Genomic DNA, 14,453 nt, shown 5'->3' on the forward strand with positions numbered 1-14,453 from the left:
ATGATGATATTCGCTGATGTCGAGGAAGCCGCGGAACGCTTGGAGGAGCTCATCGAATTGGCCTGTCAGGACGAGGTCTATGTGTGCCGGGACGGACGACCTGTTGCAAGGCTCACCGCGTTTTCTTCGAGCCCTGTTCTCGGATCTGACCAGCCTACGAAGAGCCTTGGCGACGGGGTAGCGGCCGCTTCAGCCAGCAGGATCGCCGAGGCCGGAAGACCTTCTTCGCTCGATGATGTCTGGGCTATTGCCGCGACAGGCAGGCCGAAAGGCGTGGATCTGACGTCCGCGCACGATGACTTCTACGACGCAGACGGCGCGCCGCGATGAGTGTCACACATTCTGCATCCGTCACCAGCCGCGCCGAGGCCCTGGACACCATCGCAGCCGTGCTGCCGAGCGACCGCCGTGACAAGCTCGCCGAGCTGTTGACCGACCAGGATGTCGAGACGCTGCGGCATCTCGTCAATACCGGTATGGGCGACAACACGCTGCGGGCACTGACCTCCGACCTCGCCTATCTCGAAGCCTGGTCGCTTGCGGCGACGGGTAGCGCCCTGCCCTGGCCAGCGGCGGAGGCGCTGCTGCTTAAATTTGTCGCCCACCATCTGTGGGATCCGCAACGGCGCGAAAACGACCCCGAGCACGGCATGCCGGCCGATGTCGAAGACGTCTTGCGCGATGGCGGCTTCCTGAGGTCTCTGGGGCCACACGCACCCGACACGGTGCGTCGGCGCCTCGCCAACTGGTCGACGCTGACCAAATGGCGCGGCCTCGACGGCGCCTTCACCTCCCCTGCCCTCAAATCAGCCATTCGGCTGGCGGTCCGAGCCGCGCCAAGACAACGTCTTCGCAAGAGCGCCAAGGCGGTCACCGGCGAGGTGCTGGCCAGGCTGCTCGCGACCTGCAGGAGTGACAGTTTGCGCGACGTTCGCGATCGGGCGATCCTAATGGTCGCCTTCGCCTCCGGCGGTCGTCGTCGCAGCGAAGTCGCGGGTCTGCGCCGGGAGCAACTGACGGTCGAGGCGCCGGTCACCGGTGAGGACGACATCGCCCTCCCCTCGCTCGCCATCCATCTTGGCCGCACCAAGAATTCCGGTGCCAGCCAGGACGAGGTCGTCTATCTGACCGGCCGGCCGGTGGACGCGCTGAACGCCTGGCTGACGGCTGCAAAAGTCGATGGCGGCAGCGTGTTTCGAGCGATCGATCGCTGGGGCAATGTATCCCGACGGGCGCTCGACCCAAAAGCGGTCAACGATATCGTCAAGCGGCGGGTGGCAGCAGCTGGGTTGGAGCCTGGGGAGTTTTCGGCGCATGGCCTTCGGTCGGGCTATCTGACGGAGGCTGCGAACCGCGGCATCCCGCTTCCTGAAGCCATGGAGCAATCGCGCCACCGCTCTGTGCAGCAGGCATCCAGCTACTATAACAACGCTACGCGGCGAAGCGGTCGCGCTGCTCGAATGCTCTAGGTGGCTCCATCTAAATGTCCGGTAATTTATCGGACATTATTCGACAGGCTTGAAAATGAAGAAGATTGCGCGTAGAAATCTAGAAAGAACGCTATTTTTCTAGACAGAAGTTATCGGAATGAGCCTCAGCATCAAGGATCCGGAAGCCCATCGCTTGGCGCAGGCGATCTCCCACGCCACGGGAGAAAGCATGACCCGCGTTGTCACCGAGGCGCTGCGCGAGCGGTTCGCGAAGATCGAACGGCGAAAGGGGCGTGCCAGCGTCGAGGAGCTCCTGGCGATCGCCGATCGCGCCGCAGCGCACGTCAAACGCCCCTATGTCGACCATGCCGAGTTCCTTTACGACGAGAACGGCCTGCCGAAATGATCATCGATACCTCGGCGCTGGTCGCAATCCTCTACCGTGAGCCCGAGGCGGCGAGTTTCGTTAAGATCATCCATGACGCGGAGCTCACGCGGATCAGCGTCGCCAATTACGTCGAGTTGTCGATGGTGGTCGAGGGTCAGCTCGGCCCCGACGGCATGCGCCAGGCCGAGGCCTTCTTCCGGCGCGCCGGCATCATCATCGAGCCTGTCACGCTCGAGCATGGCGAATTGGCAAGGCAGGCGTTTCTCGATTTCGGAAAAGGTCGTCACAAGGCCGGTCTCAACTTTGGCGACTGCTTTGCCTATGCTCTGGCGAAAGCGTCCGGCGAGCCGCTGCTGTTCAAGGGCAACGATTTCGCTCAAACCGATGTCCGGGCGGCGTGATCATGGCGGAAGAGAGACTGCAGTCAGAAGTTGAGGCCCTACCGCCTGCGAATGAGCCCCTCCCCTGCCGCTGCCGCGATGGCTTTTCGCCCGTTGTTGCGTCCGGCGCAGCCGGCTTGGTGGATGGCACCCTCTTCGGCCTCTTTTTGGCACGAGAAGATTTTCCGCTGCCCCGATCGATGTCACGGGTGAAGCTATCCCACGATACGGTGTGGCAGTTCCTGCGGCGTGAGGGATTGCGGTTCAAAAAAAACACTGTTCGCCCTTGAGCAGGCGCGCGCTGACGTCGCGCGACGGCGACAGCGCTGGCGATCCTGGCAGGCTGGCCTCGATCCAAGACGGCTGGTCTTCATCGATAAAACCTGGATTAAGACCAACATGGCGCCGCTTCGAGGGTGGGGGCCGAAGGGCAAACGCCTGCGCAGCTTCGCCCCGCACGGACATTGGCGCACCCTGACTTTCCTCGGCGCGTTGCGCTGCGATCGGCTCACCGCACCCTGTGTCTTCGATGGACTCGATCAACGGTGAGTGCTTTCGCGCCTATGTCGAGCAGCAACTCGTACCAGTGCTCAAACCCGGCGACATCGTCGTGATGGATAATCTCGTAGCAGCCTGCAGAGTTTTGCCCGAGCTTAGCTATCTATCGGCGCCGCCCGCACGGAGCCGAAGGCCTATCCAACTTTCCGCCCGGCCGGCGCATTTGCCCGCAGAAGCGCCATCAGCATTGGGCCGATCGCGAATTCGCCCTTTTCGCTTCGCCGCGTCAGGCCACGAAGATAGCCACCGGCCGAATTAATGTGGCCGCCTCGCTCCAGGATGCATGCCATTACGGTCGCGGCGTTTTCCGGACCCATCACATTGGCGGCCTCTTCGTAGGCCGATGGACTGACGCCCAGCATCGATCGAACGATGACGGCTGCGGCCATCAGATCGCGCCAGTTGCGGATTGCGCCATCCGGCCCATAGGCAAGGATTTCCGGGCAGGCCTGCAGAACCAGGCCAAGTGGGAAGGATTTCAGTCCGCCACCATCGTTGCGGCCCCCCGGCCGTCGACTTTGCTCTTCCTCCATCTGATGGAAGGGATGGGTTGCCTTACCCCTTCCCTTCTCTGCCGTCACGGCCCCTCGGTCGTTGTCTGGCTCAGCTATCGCGCCCTGCTTCGTTTCGAAGCTTGGTTCAAGTTCAGATTTAGATTCGGGATTTGAATTCTGTATGTGACGCTCGATATAATCGGCATTGCCGCGCTGTTTTGCTGATTTAACCCGACTTTCCAGCCGGTTAAGAATATCTGTGCGCAGGGCCGTCAATTCGTCGAGCAACAGTTCAAGCTGCGCTGTCGTCGGCGATCGCGGCAGGCTTTCGATCAGGTCCCGGAATTCGCGGTATAGGTCTTGCCAATCCCCAGGGATCTCTTCTTCAACGGCCGCTTCGATCAGTTTTGCAATGTCACGGCGGCAAAGGGTGATGCGTTCACGCAGACGCTGGACATGCAGCCGCTCAGCCATAACCTCGGCCGCGAGCTGTTCGATCTCCTCGGCACGGGCAAGCAGTGGCGCCAGCGAGAAGCCGAACGCCTCATCGACCTCCCCTGCCCTGTCCCTGCGGACGTAACGCTTGCCGTTGGGGCTATCCTTGCGTACCAGAAGACCCGCCTCGACGAGCGCGGCGAGATGACGCCGCACAGTCTGTTCGGCCATGCCATGCGTTCTGAGCGAAAGCTGGATATTCGACGGGAAGACGATCAAGCCGTTTCCCTGGGCCAGCTCATTCTTCGGATAGAAGCTCAAAAGAGCGTTGAGCACGGCAAGCGCCCGATCGCCGATGCCGAGCAGCGGCTTTGCTTCGCACAGCGCGCGAAACAATTTCCACTTATCGACCGACTGATCCGGTTTGATTTCTCCGGCCATGACCTGGCTTGCGAGCATGCCGAGCGTCATCGACCGCCGCCCAAAGGGCGTCGTCACACTTCCGGTTTCCATATCTTCCACCTCAACGAGGCAAAAGAAATCCGCTCACCAAAACGGCGCCAAAAACTCTTGACAGCGATTCTCGGAAGTGCGATTCTCGGAGGTGTTCAAGACTACGAGGAAAGCTTCCGTGACGGTGACGTTCGGGGGCTTTTTTCTTTTGCGCGTTATCTCCTATCCGGATTGTCAGCTGACAACCGGTCTAACTGCCTCATTTTCCCTCATTTTCCTCTTCGAACTCGGCGGCGAGGCCTACCAACCGCTGAGCCAGGAATTCCGAAAACGCCGCCGATCTGACGGTGATGCGAAAGGTTTTGCCGGAGCGGGCCACCAAAGCAAGCGGCGCGCCCCCTTGGGTCCGGAGCGTCTGCTCGGCCCGCTGCGGTGCGCTCTTCTCCTCCAGTGCCTTCCAGATGACATCGAAGCGGCTGTTGGTCTCCAACGCGTCGAAACCGGCGGCACTGATGGCGGCCCGCGCCTTTTTCTGTCCGCCTGTCTCCCTGAATTTTTCGGCAAACGCCAACCAGCGTGGACGGCCGACCTTGGGGGCCGGCCCGATGGCGAGAATGATCTCGGGGTCGATCGTCTGAGCCACCTGCAGCAGCCTTGACGTTTCCGGCTTGTCTGTCGCCAGCGCCTTGGCAATCATGTCGCGGCTGAAGCCATGTTCATCCATGCGACGTGCAAACAGTGCCCGCTCGATAAAACTCAAGTCGACACGGGGGCCATTTTCCTGACCCTGTGCAAGGATCAGCTCTTCATCCGTGAGCTTTCGCACGACGGCCTTAACAGGAACACCGATCTCCGCTGCCGCCCGCAGGCGCCTGTGGCCATAGGCGGCCTGGTAGTGCCCGGCCCTTGCCGGGTCCGGCCGCACCAGGATCGGAACCTGCTGTCCGCTTTCCTGGATGGACTGCTTCAATCGCTCGAACTCGGCATCCTTGTCGACCGGGATACGATCGCGGATGAAAGACATTTCGACGGTAGCCGGATCGATCTCCAGTACCTTGTCGCCGGAGGCCAGCGATTCGCGCAGCGCCTTGGCGGCGGCTGCTTCCTCTCCCAGCCGTCCAAGCGACAGGTTCATCGCCTTGACCGCTCCCGATGGCCGATGCGGCTGTTGCACGCTCGGCACCTCCGGCCGTGTCGGCTCGACGCCGCCGACCATGCTTTTCAGAATGTCTCGTCCTTTTGGGCTCATGTCCTGCTCCATGCACTGCGAATGAGTTGCTCGACCTCGGCATTGACGCTGTCGACGGATTCCACCCCGCGGTCATAGGTCTGGCGATGCATCGTCTCGCGTCCCGCCTCGTAGATTGTCTGCTTGGACAGGCCCGCATCCGAGACCGCTGTCGACTTGACCATCATCGAGGTCAGCACGCGCTCGCCGAACAGACTGCGCAGGAAGGCGACGATCTGCGCCTGCGGTCCATCATTCGCCTCATAGCGGGTGATCAGATAACGCATCCAATCATAATCGAGATTGCCGCCTGCCTGCTTGACCACGGCCAGAAGGTCGGAGGTCATCGTCAGGAACTGGTTCATCGACGCGACGTCGAGCATCTGCGGATGGACGGTGATGAGGACGGAGGTGGCGGCGCAGAGGGCAGACAGTGTCAGGAAGCCGAGGGTCGGCGGGCAATCGATGATGACCACGTCGTAGCTCTGCTCCAGCGAATGCAGCGCATTGCCGACCCGCATGAAGAACATGTCCTTGTCGTCGCGGTTGGTGTCGGCGAGCGCCTTTGGAGTATCGTGTTCGAACTCGTGCAGTTCGAGATTGCCGGGAATGAGATCGAGCCCCGGAAAATAGGTCTGGCGAACGATGTCGGCTACGTCGCGGCGCGTTTCGTCATACTTGATGGCACCGTAAAGCGTCTCGTTTTCGCCGACGTCGAATTCGGGCTGATATCCGAGCATCGCCGACATCGATGCCTGCGGATCGAGATCGACGGCGAGCACGCGGTAGCCGCGAAGAGCCAGGAACTGCGCCAGGTGGATGGATGTCGTCGTCTTGCCGGAGCCACCTTTGAAATTGGTGACGGCGATCACCTGGAGATGATCGCCCGGCCGGCGCATCGGCAGATAGGAGGGTTTGGTGCGCCCAAGATGGTGGCGCATCGCATGAATTTCCTCAAGCGAGAACACCCGTCGACCGGCTGCCGTCTTTTCGGGATTGATGCTTTCCACCTGGGCGGCGAGGTGGCGAACATAGCTGTCGGTGACGCCGAGCAGCTTGGCAGTCTCGGTGCTGCTGAACCGCCTTAGCGATTTGCGGGCGTCGGGCGAAAACAACCGCTCGAACAGCACCTGCAATTGGCTGCTGAGCATCGTCGAGTCCCGCGCGATCGTCTCGTCGATCGAGACTCGACTCGCTCTCTTGGTTTTCTCAACAATCGCGGCCTTGGTCGGCATTCACGCAAATCCTGATAAATCGGGTCATTTTGCGCAAATGATCGTGAGTCTGCCGATTCCGTCAAGCGATTTCTTGGTTAGCCAATGGATAACAAACCGGATTCGACGAAAAAATCATGTGGAATTCCGGAATCTTAGCGTCATTGTCAGCTGACAATGGCGCCATGTCCGCCTCCATCGACGGCCACCCTTAGCGCATCTCAGCATATTTTAACACGGCAGAACGCCATTACCGACTCATTGGAAGACAACATCCGCCGCTTGGGCATACCGGATCAGGCAATCCGTTTCTCATTTATAGGCAGACGAACGGCACAGGCTTTCGACCTCCAGCCCGCGGACGGATTCGCTGCCGGAGGCTTTGTCATTTGCGTCTTGGGTTTCGGCGACGCGGCGTGGCTGAGCAAGGCTCAGCATTTGTTCGAGACGGCCGGCATTGAGCGGAGCGCTTATTCCCTTGAAGTTCATGATCCATCTTTCGTCTGCGCATCGATTGCGTGAAGCCGTAGAAATAAGCGCAATTTGAACCTGCCGAGAACCGCCCGCCGGCGTTATCACCATCTTTTCCGATGCCGCGCTGGAAAGGGGAGGGGAGACCTCCATCTTCAAGCGCCGCTCTGAAATGCGCCTTCGGCAGCGACGCTCGCCGTCTCGGATCGCTTCTACCCGCGGAGATCGAAGAGTGCCGCGCAGGTGCGGCCTGACATGCGAAGGTGAATCTTTGCCGCGAACCGGCGCTGTCTCCGATCATGCGGCATCGCCGGAATTCTGAGATGCTGGTGTGAGGCTCACTCCACGGAGCGTTGTTGCTGCGTGCTATCGGGGGAGGGGAGGTGTGGCCTGGATTTTCTTGCCCGTCTAAGTCGGCAGAATACTGAGGGCAGGGGGCGTTGAAAGGTGGGGGGGCGTTTGTCCCGAGATCCGATCGATCACCGGGCCGGGCCGATGACACCAGTCCGATCAGATGCCGGCAGTGGTGCGCGAATAGGTTTCCGACATCTCGGCGGTGTCATCCCCCGCGAAGATCACAACAGCGTATGCTAGGCGAATCAGGTCGTGGCGGGTAAGATTGATAGTGCCAGTCGGGATCATACGTTGGTATCGCAGACGTTTTGACCCTAGCCTGATCAACCAGATCTCACTCCTGTTCGGCAAAGCGGCCATCTTCCTAGCGGAACCTATTGGCGATTTCGCTTCCGTCTACGAAATTCCTTCTTGTTTACCTGCTATTTACCATAATGCGGCATGGCGGCGGCCGAGCCCGCATCGCGGTCGATCCCGCGTTCCTTGCCTGCAGAGTTGCGCGAGGCAGGCAATCCACTACCGCGCCTTCGTTCCCTCGCGATTGGTAAAATGCGCATTGCCCAACCCCGTGCCGATGGTCAGCACCGCCCATCTCGACACGTCGTTCATAAAAGGAATCTGCGACAATCCCTGCACGACGGCATCGTTGTGCATCATCACGAATGTGCTGTCGTCGCCGATCTCAGGAATGGCTTTCATCAGTGCGGCGGGAAGGTTGAAGCTGTCGCTCTCCCAGTTTCCGCCCGGCAGGTTCTGTCCGCCGCGTTCGATGGAGCCATCGGCTTTGATGATGCCGGGGCATGCGATCGCGATGATCGGCGCCGGCTTGAGATTGGCCTTCTCGGCCTTGCCGATCAGATCCCGCAACATTGCGGCCAACTTCTCGATGGTGGCGGTGCGGCTTGGCTCATCGTCGGCATGACGCCAGATGGCGGATTCCCAGACGCTTGCATCCGCAAAATTCGGCACGTCGTCCTTTCCGAAATTAACGACGCCGGCGCGAACGTTCGTGCCTCCGATATCGACGGCGAGGATCGCCTCGTGGCCTTTGAACATCCAGCGCGGCATCAGGTGGATCGCACCGATCAGTCCGGCCTCATCGGGGTGGTGAACGATCGGCACAACTTCGACGTCGACGCCGGCCGCTTTGAGAATGACCATGGTCCTGGCGATTGTTAATTCGCCAAAGTGGCTCCGACGGAAGCCGCCGCCAACGACGATACGTTCTGTCTTTCCCCAGCGTTTGTCCTTCAGAAACTTGCCTATCACATCGGCAAAGTCTTGCGCAAAATCCTCCACTGCCCCCATGACCAACGCCGCCGCCGCCAAATCATCGCCCTTCAAAATAGCGTCGATTTTTTTCTTGGAGAGTCTCTCCGTCGCGGTCTTGCCGATTGGGTCGTCTCCGACCTTGCGGATGCGTTTTCTCCAGTCGTCGAGCTTCTGTTGGAACGTCTTCTTGTTTGCGTTGTCGCCAACGAAACCATCCTTGTCACGCAGTTCGTTGTTGTAATCATCAATCGTCACCAGTGGCAGGTTTAAAGCGCCATGTGCCAGCGGGGCATTGACCTCATCACGGGGATCGGAACTGCTTTTGGCCATCAATGTACCTTCTACGGCGCGAGTGCTCAAACGGGCGGCGAGATACAACGCGAACTATCCTCTGGATGTTCCGGACTCTGAAAATCACCTTGCCCTCGCCGACTGGCGACCTAGCTTCAATGATTGCAGAGTTTGGAGAATGCCGTGCAGGACGACGACGCTACTCAGGAAATGCTTTCAATGGTCTTGGAGGAGCCGGACCGCTGGGCGATGTTTCTCGATATCGACGGGACGCTGCTCAATCTTGCGCCCACACCGGATGCGATCGAGGTCCCGGAGGCGCTTCCCGGACAACTTCATCGCCTGTCGAACAAGCTCGGCGGCGCCTTGGCCCTCGTCACTGGACGGTCGCTTGCTTATGCAGACGCGCTGTTCAAGCCCTTTGCATTTCCGACAGCCGGCCTGCACGGCGCGGAAATCAGGAACGCCGCTGGAATGCAGACGATCGAGGCGACACCTGAATTTCAGGCGCTGAAGCATGCGCTGACCGAAGAAGCCGAGCACTATCCTGGCGTCTTGATCGAGGACAAGGGCGCGGCCGTTGCCGCCCATTACCGGCTGGCGCCCGAATATGAAAAGGTGCTCGAAGAGCGCATGCACCACTATGCGGAGCTCGCCGGGCCGAACTGGGCATTGCAGCTTGGCAAGATGGTGTTCGAGCTGCGTCCGGCCCGGTCGAGCAAGGGCGATGCGCTGGAGCGGTTCTTCCAGTCCGACCCGTTCAAGAACCGCTCCCCGATTACCATCGGCGATGATCTGACCGACGAGTCGATGTTTGCGATCGCCAATGCGCGTGGTGGCGTTTCCGTGCGCGTCGGCGCGATCGGCGCTCCGAGCTGCGCCACGAGCCGGCTATCCTCTTCTGCGCTGGTCAGAAACGTGATTGCCGCCTTGGCGGCCTGAGGCACACCGTTGGACGATGTGCATGCGAATTGCTGTCGTCTTTACACCGGCTGCGCGGCGTCAATTGTCAAAAAAGTATCGGTTTTAGCCGGGAATCGTGGTGGCGGGCGTGACATGAGCCCATTACACTCCCCTTCAACAATAAAGCCAAAAAGGCAATTTGGCTGGCGGGCCTGGAACCGTCCTTGGAGGAGGAGACAATGGAACCTGACTTGGAAGTCATTCAGATCCGGCCCGGCGAATCTTTCGCAACGAAGGCGCACGGCTATCCCTATCATACGGTTCGTTGGCATTTTCACCCAGAATATGAACTTCATCTCGTCGTGGCGACAACGGGACGCTATTTCGTCGGCGACTTCATCGGCGAATTCGAACCGGGAAACCTTGTGCTTGCCGGGCCTAATCTTCCCCATAACTGGATCAGCGATGTCCCGAAAGGATCGAGCATTCCGCTACGATGCCAGCTCATCCAGTTCAGCGAGAATTTCATCAGCGGCACGATGAAGGTGCTTGCCGAACTCGGTCCCTTCGATCCTGTTCTCGAAGCCTCGCGGCGCGGCGTGCTCTTCGGCGCCGATACCAGCCGGCAGGTTGCTCCCCTGATGAACGAGGTGCAGCAGGCACACGGCGTGCGTCGTATCGAACTCTTCATGATGATCATCGGCCTGCTCAGCCGGGCGCAGGATTCCCAGCTTCTCGCCAGCCCGAACTATCTGCCCGATCCATCGGGCTACATGTCGGCCGGCATCAACAAGGCGCTCGCCTATATCAGGGAGAACCTGACGAAATCCTTCGACGAAGCTGATCTCGCGGCGATCGCCGAACAGTCGACCGGCGCCTTTTCGCGCGCATTCCGACGCCATACCGGCATGTCGCTGGTACAGTATGTGAAACGCCTGCGTATTAATCTCGCCTGCCAGATCCTGATGAGCGATGACCACGCATCGATCACCGATATCTGCTTCGAGGTCGGCTTCAACAATCTGTCTAACTTCAACCGGCAGTTTCTCGCGGAAAAAGGCATGACGCCTTCCCGTTTCCGACGGTTGTTGGGTGACAATATCAACGTGGCAAAGGCGGCCTAGAGGAGCCGAACGAGCACGTCCAGGGGACGAGGGAGGACGAGGAGGAGGAACGAAAACTGACACTGACTTGAACGCGGGGCACGCGATGAGCGGCTCGTGATCAGATACGCTTGTCCTCAAAAACGTCAAACCGCCGGGACAGGCGCGACCGTTCCTTCAGCCGAACGGCCACAGCAGGCAGTGCAATCACGAACCTACATAATTTTTTCAACGGGAGGAGATGGAAATGATGAAATTCTCAACACAGGCGGCAGGCGCCGCGGTATTTGTCCTGTCCCTGCTCGGCGGTACTTCCGCCTTTGCGCAAACGGCCGTTTCGGATGCAACAGTGGCATTCCTCATGCCCGACCAGGGCTCGACCCGCTACGAGGAGCACGACCACCCGGGCTTCGTCGCGGAAATGAAGAAGCTTTGCGCCTCGTGCAAGGTTCTCTATCAGAACGCCGATGCCGATATCGCAAAACAGCAGCAGCAGTTCAATTCGGCGATCACCCAGGGCGCCAAAGTCATCGTGCTCGACCCGGTGGATTCGGCGGCCGCCGCATCGCTCGTCCAGCTCGCACAGAGCCAGGGTGTCAAGGTCATTGCCTATGACCGTCCCATTCCGAAGGGCAAGGCCGATTTCTACGTCTCCTTCGACAACAAGGCGATCGGCAAGGCGATTGCGGAATCGCTCGTCCAGCATCTGAAGGCGCAGAAGGTGCCGACCGATGGCGGCGGCATTCTGCAGATCAACGGTTCGCCGACCGATGCGGCGGCCGGGCTGATCAAGGACGGCATTCATGAGGGCCTGGCGAGCGGCGGATACAAGACGCTTGCCGAATTCGATACACCGAACTGGCAGCCCGCGAACGCCCAGCAATGGGCAGGCGGTCAGATCACCCGCTTCGGCAAGCAGATCGTCGGCGTGGTCGCTGCCAATGACGGCACCGGCGGCGGCGCCATTGCAGCCTTCAAGGCTGCTGGCGTCGATCCGGTGCCGCCGGTGACCGGCAATGATGCGACGATCGCTGCGCTGCAGCTGATCATATCAGGGGATCAGTACAATACGATCTCCAAGCCGAGCGAAATCGTCGCCGCTGCCGCTGCCAACGTCGCCGTGAAGCTCCTGGCCGGAGAAACGATCAAGGCCGAAATGACGCTCTACGACACGCCCGCACAGCTCTTCGTACCGGCTGTCGTTACCGCCGAAAACCTCAAGGCCGAGATCATCGACAAGAAGATCAACACCGCCGAGGAACTGTGCACCGGCCGCTATGCCGACGGCTGCAAGAAGCTCGGCATCACCAAGTAATCGAGCCAAGGGAAAGCGCGGCTGGGCCACCGGTCGCGCTTCCGATTTTCGCTTTTTCGAAAGGCCAGGCAATGTCTGAAACCTCTCATACTCCTGACCCTTCCCGTCAGCCTGTCCTCAGTCTGCGTGGAATATCGAAGAACTTCGGAGCAGTGTCGGCGCTCACCGATATCGAACTCGATGTATATGCCGGCGAGGTCGTGGCGCTCGTGGGCGATAACGGCGCTGGCAAATCGACGCTGGTCAAGATCCTGGCCGGCGTGCACCAGCCAAGCTCGGGCACGATCATCTTCGAGGACAAGCCGGTCAACCTGTCGAGCCCAAGTGCTGCGCTCGACCTCGGCATCGCAACCGTCTTCCAGGATTTGGCGCTTTGCGAAAATCTGGACGTCGTCGCCAATATCTTTCTCGGCAAGGAGCTCAGCCCCTATCAGCTCGATGAAGTCGCGATGGAGATCGCCGCCTGGAAGCTCTTGAACGAGCTTTCGGCCCGCATTCCGAGCGTGCGCGAACCCGTCGCCTCGCTCTCCGGCGGACAGCGCCAGACGGTAGCGATCGCCCGATCGCTGCTGCTCCAGCCGAAACTGATCATGCTCGACGAACCCACAGCTGCACTGGGCGTCGCCCAGACCGCCGAGGTGCTTGACCTCATCGAGCGCGTGCGGGAGCGCGGCCTCGCCGTCATCATGATCAGCCACAATATGGAGGATGTTCGCGCCGTCGCGGACCGTATTGTCGTCCTTCGGCTCGGTCGCAACAACGGCACCATGCTGCCCGACGCATCCAACGAACAGCTCGTCAGCGCCATCACCGGCGCATCCAACAATTCCGTCTCCCGTCGCGCGATGCGCCGCAAGGCGCAAAGCCAACAAAACGAGGAGGGCAGGCCATGATGAAGACCATCCAGAATGAACCGGCAGCACCTGCGCTCCTCGACCGACGTGACGAAAGAGTGCACCACGACGACAGCCTTGCCGGCTCGATCCGCGCCTTTGGGGATCGCATCCGCTCCGGCGATCTCGGTTCACTGCCGGTCATTGTCGGCCTGGCGATCATCTGGACCGTATTCCAGGCGCTCAATCCGGTGTTTCTCTCGAGCAGCAACCTGGTCAACATGCTGTTCGACTGCTCGACGGTTGGCGTCATCTCGCTGGGCATCGTCTGCATCCTGATGGTGGGTGAGATCGACCTTTCCGTCGGCTCCGTCAGCGGCTTCGCCTCGGCGCTGGTCGGCGTCTTCTGGGTCAACCAGGGCTGGCCGGTGGTTCTGGCGATCCTCGCCGCCATGGTCGTCGGCGCCCTGATCGGCTCGCTCTACGCGTTTCTCTTCAACCGCTTCGGCATGCCGAGCTTCGTATCGACGCTGTCGGGGTTGCTCGCGGTTCTTGGCCTGCAGCTCTATATCCTCGGAGCAACCGGTTCGATAAATCTTCCCTATGGTTCCTGGCTCGTGAGTTTCGGCCAGATCATGGTCATGCCGGACCCGGTCGCCTATCTGCTGGTGGCGCTTGCCGGCATTGCCTTCTTCTTCTCCAGCTACCGCACCTCGGCGCGTCGGCGGGCGGCCGGACTGTCGGCGAAATCGGCCCGCGGGCTGCTTCTGCGCGCCGTCATCATCACACTCGCCCTTGAAGCTGTCGCGTTCTATCTCAACCAGTCGCGCGGCATTCCATGGATGTTCGGCCTTTTCGTCGGGCTCACCGCCGCCATGAATTATGCGCTGACGCGCACCAAATGGGGACGCTCGATGCATGCCGTCGGCGGAAACAGGGAAGCTGCCCGTCGTTCCGGCATCAATGTCTCGCGCATCTACACGAGCGCCTTCGTCATGTGCGCTCTGCTGGCGGCAACCGGCGGCGTTCTCTCTGCCGCCCGGCTGGCGACTGCAAGTCAACAGGCCGGCACCGGCGACGTCAATCTCAACGCCATCGCTGCGGCGGTCATCGGCGGCACGAGCCTGTTCGGGGGGCGAGGCAGTGCCTATTCAGCCCTTCTCGGCATCATCGTCATTCAGTCGATTGCCAGCGGGCTGACGCTTCTCGATCTGTCATCGTCGCTTCGATACATGATCACGGGCGCCGTCCTTGCCGTCGCCGTCATCGTCGACTCGCTGGCACGCCGATCGCGAATTTCGCACGGCCGGGCTTAGAGCAACCAGGAAAAC

Annotated in this window: 14 protein-coding genes and 1 pseudogene; 10 read left to right on the forward strand and 5 right to left on the reverse strand. The window is 60.4% G+C overall.

Going from position 1 to position 14,453, the window contains the following annotated elements:
* The 5 genes and pseudogenes from OLZ32_RS22190 to OLZ32_RS22210 form a co-directional block, all read left to right on the forward strand.
* Positions 1–330: a hypothetical protein gene (locus tag OLZ32_RS22190; RefSeq protein ID WP_264422588.1), complete on the forward strand. Its 330-nt coding sequence runs from the start codon at positions 1–3 to the stop codon at positions 328–330.
* Entirely contained in the window at positions 327–1,469 is a 1,143-nt protein-coding gene (locus OLZ32_RS22195) for a site-specific integrase (protein ID WP_264422590.1), read from the forward strand. The genes OLZ32_RS22190 and OLZ32_RS22195 overlap by 4 nt, the downstream gene beginning before the upstream one ends.
* A 118-nt stretch (positions 1,470–1,587) precedes the next feature.
* Positions 1,588–1,836, forward strand: coding sequence for a type II toxin-antitoxin system VapB family antitoxin (locus tag OLZ32_RS22200; protein ID WP_003555240.1), 249 nt, complete (start codon positions 1,588–1,590; stop codon positions 1,834–1,836).
* Entirely contained in the window at positions 1,833–2,219 is a 387-nt protein-coding gene (locus tag OLZ32_RS22205; protein ID WP_003555238.1) for a type II toxin-antitoxin system VapC family toxin, read from the forward strand. Before OLZ32_RS22200 ends, OLZ32_RS22205 begins: the two co-directional genes overlap by 4 nt.
* A 197-nt stretch (positions 2,220–2,416) precedes the next feature.
* Positions 2,417–2,823, forward strand: a pseudogene (locus OLZ32_RS22210) (transposase); the annotation flags it as partial.
* 67 nt (positions 2,824–2,890) lie between these two features.
* Here the strand turns inward: OLZ32_RS22210 and repC are convergent.
* The 5 genes from repC to OLZ32_RS22235 all read right to left on the reverse strand — a co-directional run bounded on the left by repC (position 2,891) and on the right by OLZ32_RS22235 (position 9,007).
* The gene (gene repC / locus OLZ32_RS22215; protein ID WP_264422593.1) at positions 2,891–4,198 is read right to left on the reverse strand and encodes a plasmid replication protein RepC; all 1,308 of its coding nucleotides are present in this window, start codon (positions 4,196–4,198) and stop codon (positions 2,891–2,893) included.
* Between the two features lie 199 nt (positions 4,199–4,397).
* Complete coding sequence (repB, locus tag OLZ32_RS22220; RefSeq protein ID WP_264422595.1) at positions 4,398–5,387, reverse strand: plasmid partitioning protein RepB; 990 nt, start codon at positions 5,385–5,387, stop codon at positions 4,398–4,400.
* Positions 5,384–6,601 (reverse strand): plasmid partitioning protein RepA, encoded by a 1,218-nt coding sequence (gene repA / locus OLZ32_RS22225; RefSeq protein WP_264422598.1) that lies wholly within the window; start codon positions 6,599–6,601, stop codon positions 5,384–5,386. Before repA ends, repB begins: the two co-directional genes overlap by 4 nt.
* Positions 6,602–6,892: 291 nt before the next feature.
* A complete protein-coding gene (locus OLZ32_RS22230) occupies positions 6,893–7,210 on the reverse strand; it encodes a hypothetical protein (RefSeq protein ID WP_264422861.1) in 318 nt (105 codons plus the stop codon).
* Positions 7,211–7,921: 711 nt separating this feature from the next.
* Positions 7,922–9,007, reverse strand: a complete 1,086-nt coding sequence (locus OLZ32_RS22235; protein WP_264422600.1) for an ROK family protein — start codon at positions 9,005–9,007, stop codon at positions 7,922–7,924.
* A 123-nt stretch (positions 9,008–9,130) separates the two neighbouring features.
* Here OLZ32_RS22235 and otsB point away from each other — a divergent pair, with 123 nt between their 5' ends.
* From otsB to OLZ32_RS22260, 5 genes are all read left to right on the forward strand, one after another.
* Positions 9,131–9,910, forward strand: coding sequence for a trehalose-phosphatase (otsB, locus tag OLZ32_RS22240; RefSeq protein WP_264422602.1), 780 nt, complete (start codon positions 9,131–9,133; stop codon positions 9,908–9,910).
* 200 nt (positions 9,911–10,110) lie between these two features.
* Entirely contained in the window at positions 10,111–10,995 is an 885-nt protein-coding gene (locus OLZ32_RS22245; RefSeq protein ID WP_264422604.1) for an AraC family transcriptional regulator, read from the forward strand.
* A 220-nt stretch (positions 10,996–11,215) separates the two neighbouring features.
* Positions 11,216–12,289 carry an ABC transporter substrate-binding protein gene (locus tag OLZ32_RS22250; protein ID WP_017992536.1) on the forward strand — a complete coding sequence of 358 codons (1,074 nt, stop codon included), beginning with the start codon at positions 11,216–11,218 and terminating at the stop codon, positions 12,287–12,289.
* 71 nt (positions 12,290–12,360) lie between these two features.
* A complete protein-coding gene (locus OLZ32_RS22255) occupies positions 12,361–13,182 on the forward strand; it encodes an ATP-binding cassette domain-containing protein (protein ID WP_003538334.1) in 822 nt (273 codons plus the stop codon).
* A complete protein-coding gene (locus OLZ32_RS22260) occupies positions 13,179–14,438 on the forward strand; it encodes a sugar ABC transporter permease (RefSeq protein WP_003538336.1) in 1,260 nt (419 codons plus the stop codon). Before OLZ32_RS22255 ends, OLZ32_RS22260 begins: the two co-directional genes overlap by 4 nt.
* Positions 14,439–14,453: the final 15 nt, after the last annotated feature.

Origin of the sequence: Rhizobium acaciae (assembly GCF_025941625.1) — a bacterium.
GTDB lineage: Bacteria > Pseudomonadota > Alphaproteobacteria > Rhizobiales > Rhizobiaceae > Rhizobium > Rhizobium acaciae.